Source organism: Helicobacter salomonis, from assembly GCF_017979425.1.
GTDB classification, from domain to species: domain Bacteria; phylum Campylobacterota; class Campylobacteria; order Campylobacterales; family Helicobacteraceae; genus Helicobacter; species Helicobacter salomonis.
In genome coordinates, this window is record NZ_JAERIS010000061.1 from 1 (window position 1) to 317 (window position 317).

At 44.2% G+C, this 317-nt stretch carries 1 pseudogene; it reads right to left on the bottom strand.

Annotated features, from left to right (window positions below):
- A pseudogene (locus tag KCO92_RS07270) lies at nucleotides 1–317 on the bottom strand (hypothetical protein); the annotation flags it as partial.

Here is a 317-nt window from a genome sequence, read left to right on the forward strand (position 1 = left end):
CCCTTGAGCTCAAACTCTGCAAAGTGTTCCCCAAAAGCAGGATTGGGTTCAATATGGGGGGTTTTAAGGGGGGGTTTGGTAGAGTTATCTAAGTCCATAGCAGTATCTAAGGAATCACCCGTATTTAACGGGCGTGAATCCGCCACATTGTGGTTACTGATGGACTCTTTAAACTCTTTGCTGTTCTCTAGATTTCCTCTCTCTTTGTATATGGTTTTTAGAGTCAGTTGGTTATTCTTCCTGCCTACTATTTCCACCACCACCACATACCCGTTAATTTGTTTGCCTGCTAAAAAGCGTTTACCCTTGGGCGTGTC